General features: G+C 36.9%; 3 protein-coding genes. All 3 read right to left on the bottom strand.

Annotated elements, in window-relative coordinates:
- Positions 1-74: 74 nt before the first annotated feature.
- The 3 genes from ACRD64_RS24980 to ACRD64_RS24970 are packed head-to-tail and all read right to left on the bottom strand — an operon-like array spanning position 75 to position 4,264.
- Positions 75-563: a T9SS type A sorting domain-containing protein gene (locus tag ACRD64_RS24980; protein WP_430937316.1), complete on the bottom strand. Its 489-nt coding sequence runs from the start codon at positions 561-563 to the stop codon at positions 75-77.
- Positions 560-937 (bottom strand): hypothetical protein, encoded by a 378-nt coding sequence (locus tag ACRD64_RS24975; RefSeq protein ID WP_430937314.1) that lies wholly within the window; start codon positions 935-937, stop codon positions 560-562. Before ACRD64_RS24975 ends, ACRD64_RS24980 begins: the two co-directional genes overlap by 4 nt.
- 60 nt (positions 938-997) lie before the next feature.
- Positions 998-4,264: a glycosyl hydrolase gene (locus ACRD64_RS24970; RefSeq protein WP_430937312.1), complete on the bottom strand. Its 3,267-nt coding sequence runs from the start codon at positions 4,262-4,264 to the stop codon at positions 998-1,000.
- Positions 4,265-4,665: the final 401 nt, after the last annotated feature.

Genomic DNA, 4,665 nt, shown 5'->3' with positions numbered 1-4,665 from the left:
ATAAAGATTCTAACTAGTTTTCAACACTAACCAGTTGAGCGTGAATACATATCGGGTTTACGTGCAGAGACTATTTACTTCTTCATGATTTTTTTCCTGCAAACATCTCCATTAGCACTTAGTACCTCTACAACATAAGGACCAGCAATTAAAACAGATAAAGAAACAACTGCTTGATTTTTAACAGCCAACACTTGTTGTCCTGTTAAAGAATATACATTAACTGCGCTAACTTCTTCATGAGAAGAAATAGTAATATTATTCTCTACCATTGTTGGGAATATTGATACCGTTGAAGCTTCAACTTCATTGTTAATAGCCGTGGCAAAAGTGTGCGGTGTAATGGAAGTAACAACTACAGGATCCATAATAACTTCAATACATGCTTGTGTATTGATACCTAGTGCATCATTCCATACAATAGTGCAGTATTTAGCTTGAGAATTTGTTGAAGTACCTCCTCTTGCATAACCTCTGCTATCAATATCAGTATATAGTTCTGTTACTGTGGTTTCAGAAGCTCTCTGTATTGAATATCCTTGCGTTTGTGTTGCGCCAGTCATATCCACTTTTGGCAAATGGCAATCTGCTCATTCTTATCCACTTCTTTTACCGCTTCTGCTTTCCATGCATCGACTCCTCCATCATAACCCATTGCTTCAATAGGGTAAGTTCCTGGGGCTGGAGAGCCAATCCAAAGTCCTGCTGCTGCCAAAGAACTGTTCCAGGCAAAATCAGTTTCATTTTCATGTAAAATAACCGCACATTCTTTACCTAAAAAATAATCATTTAGTTGTACTACTATTTTCACATATCCCGTAGTCGTAATCGGTGTAGTTAGTTCTACTGTTTTAACAACCACATGGGCTGCATAACTCAATGTTGAGCATAAAAGTGCGATTGCTAACATCGCGATAACCTTGTTGAAGTTTTTCATAAAAATTAAATTTAAGTTGATTAATAAAAATGTTTGAATTGTGTTTCCTCGTTTTTAAAATTATCTTATTGTTTCGATTGTAACCGGACCTAACAGTCCTGAAGAATGTGGCTTTTCTCCTTCTTTTACATCATCAATAACCAACCAGGTATACCTTTGGTCATCAGGTAATTTTTCATCCTTTATCAGTTGATTCCTCCAAAGGTTTACAACTTCAATCTCCAAATCGTTTTTCCCTTTTTTTAACGCATTTGTAACGTTTAATCGATATGGAGATATCCAGACACCTCCCAACGCTTTCCCATTTATCTTAACCTCGGCCATTACACTTACTTTACCCAGATTGATATAAAACTCACCGTTTGCAGGAAGTTGATCAATGCTAAAGGTTGTTTTATAAATAGCAGAACCAGAATAGAACTTAATTTTATCATTATCTGATAACGACCAGTCTGTAAGTGTATTAAATACAATAGGTTCTTTAGGGCCGATTTCCTTATTTGTAAAATCCACACTAAAAGGTTGCTCAATAGTTTGTAGCAATTCCGGCTCAGGAAAATTAGTTGCATATCCTTCTTTCACACTCCTTCTTTCAGTATTTACAAAGACAACAAAGCAACTTTGAGCTGATTTTAATTTAATAGGTACAATGGATCCTTCATCTGTAATTTTATAATCATTTAAAGCCCTTACTTCACCGCTAACAGCATCCCATAACTGTGGTTTTAAAGATTGATCTACGCGAAAAGTTGGTTTAATATCAATCTCTCCATCACTCTGGTTAGTGATAAAATAAATCTCCATGCCAGGCATTCTACGATGCGTCCATAGTAAAGGAACATCTTCGGGTAAACCAAAATCCTTTTTCAAGCTTAATGCTGTAAAAACTTCTGATAAATTGTATCCATCCAATACCTTTCCTTTACCATAGGAATTACTCATTTTGCCTTCAACGTATGGTGCTGCCCAAAGCTTATCGGCCATTTTTTTAACATCAACATCACATTGCGGATAATCTTGAAGACTTGGAGACTTAAGTGGTTTTTGTCCTAAAATAATTCCCCCTTGTTTTATCAATTGTTCCAACTTAGCTAATACTTCCGGACGCATGGTTTTTACTGGAGGCAACACTAAAATACTATAGGACATTCCATCGGGTAATACAAACTTGCCCTCTTTAACTGTCAAACGATCAAGAATGACTTCTGCGTTGATATAATCATATGAGTAACCATGAGGGATTTCCGGGACACGCCCCCCTGTCATTATCGGGGCATCTTCTCCTATAAAGTAACATACATCAGCTGCATAGTTACCCTGTTGTAAAAGATGTTGACACCTGCGCAAATAATCAAAATAGTTATCGGCTTGATTGAACCAGGTGTTGTGCCGGTTAAACTCTGTACTAAACCAGGCATTCATCCCCGGTTTTCTGTTATCATCAGGTTGCTGAATATATAGATGAAGTACAAAGTGATTAATTCCTTCAGTCAAGGACCAATCGCCACGTTTTTTTAGCATAGCCGGATGCCTTAGATAGGATTTACGGCTTGCGGTAAATGCCTCGGCCGAGGTTATTCGTTTTCCATAAGTGTGCGATGTTGATGAAGAAGCCTTGCATTCAATATTACCCAAACTTCCTTCGTTCCAGAACTCCCCTCCTATTAAATCTGACTGTCCGCCATACATCATAAATTCTCCTGGAAATCCCCAATGCCCGTAATTCTCTAACCAGGTTTTTAAATTATGTTGTTTACTTGCTTTACGCAAACCACCCACATATTCATACGCTACATCATCGGCTATCGACCGACGTAAATCCCATAAAAAACGCTCCGATTCCTCAACACTACCAACGATTCTGCCGGATAATACAGGCAAGTATTTAACCGGGTCGTATCCATATTTTTCTTTGAACTTAACTTCATAACCGTCTGTCCAGTTTTGCGATCCCATCTCATAACTATCAGCAATCACATATTTAAAGGCAGACTTACTTTCTTCCGGGATACGTTTCAGGAATTCCCCCACAAAATTATCGAAATGGAACTGTGCTAATTCACCATTCATTTTATCTATTTCGTATCCTTGTCCCTGCGGTGCAGAAGGTGAGTTCTTAGTTCCGGTAGGTGACATTCCAATACGCAATATTGTCCACTCCCCCACTGGTGCTTCCCAAGTTAGCAATCCATTGGAATCCAACTTATCACTGATATCAATAAGCTCTTTAACATCTATACACAACTCTCTTGATACTTGATCACCTTGCATTTCCCAACTATATGTGTTCCATTGAGGCGTTGGTGTCGGGTGCATTTTGCCCAGTTGTTTTTCGATATATCTATCCAGTACAGGTGCTTCTGAAATATTTATTTCGGCAAAACCATATTTTCTTGAACGAAGACTTTTAAAGTTATTACAAACTAATTTGAATCGCTTTGATTCTGCATTGGGTAAACTCAATGCTAAAGCGCCTTTAGTAATGGGGCCAACATTTACACTTAGGTTGCTACGGTCAAATACAAAAGCCTTCACTAACTTTTCTTCTCCATTTAGTTCGGCATACAATTTACAGTTGCAGCTAAATGGCTGACTTGGGTTTATGGTTATTTGACGAGCTTTAATCGCCTCGCTCAAATTAAAATTAAAACTTAGTTCTAGATTTTTTTTCGCGGGAAAAGTAATTGCCGTTGTTAGATTATTATCGATTAAATTATTTAGCTCAAATCCTTTTTTACTGCAATTTAATATAGTGGGAATATTAATTAAATCTCTTTTTTCACCATCAGCAGTTTTAAATGCCAAAGTATGCGTATCCTGAAATTCTTCTTTAGGCTTAGGCAAATGCACTTTTATAAGCTTACTGCCTTGAACCTTAGTCTCACTATAAGTAAGGTAGCGCATGGCTTTTGTATAATCAACCCAGGGACCACCTGACTGACTCCATCCCGGACAATTAAATATACCTATGTCAACCCCTATTCTCTTTCCTTCAGTAACGGCATGCACCATGTGCGACCACCAATCTTCACTTAGCATGGGTACTTCTCCGTCGACACCTGCCGGATTAATATTACCTATAAGAGCCACCCCAATACCAGCTTCTTTCATTGCCAAAAGATCTTTTGTAATTCCATCCTTCGAAATATCGTCGTTTATCCAATACCAGTAACACCATACCGTATTGGTATCCGATGGAGTTTCAAAGCCAGATTTTATTTGCTGAAACTTAGTTTCTGGAAATTGCGGGCCATTATTACAAGAACAAAATATAAGAATCGCAGAAATGAAATAGAATAAACATCTCAATGAAAAACCTGACTTCATGATTGAATTATTAACAATTAATTTAAAATACTATACTAAATAAGCTTATTACCACCCAAACTTTTATGGTAATTATCTCAATATTTCTTTGTTTTGTACCAAGAGCACCTACAATAATGAATATTAGCACATTAAAAACCTCAAATCAATACTACTTCTATACTTTAGGGGGCATAATTAGGTATAAAAACAAAACCCTATTTTCAGAAATAAATACCAAAAAACAGGATTTTATATGGTATAAAAAAGTTTGAAGTATTATACCATTTTGACTATGAAATTTGCACTTGTTAAAACCGGATTATGTATTGGAGGTTCGTCATAAGCATTGCAAGTACAATAAAACAAGGCATTACTGAAACGAGGCATAACTTGTCCCGATTACTTTCCATAGCCGTTAA

Source organism: Saccharicrinis sp. 156 (assembly GCF_050589685.1).
Lineage (GTDB): Bacteria > Bacteroidota > Bacteroidia > Bacteroidales > Marinilabiliaceae > Saccharicrinis.
Note: the sequence above shows the minus strand (reverse complement) of the source record. Positions and strands in the feature narration are given on the sequence as shown.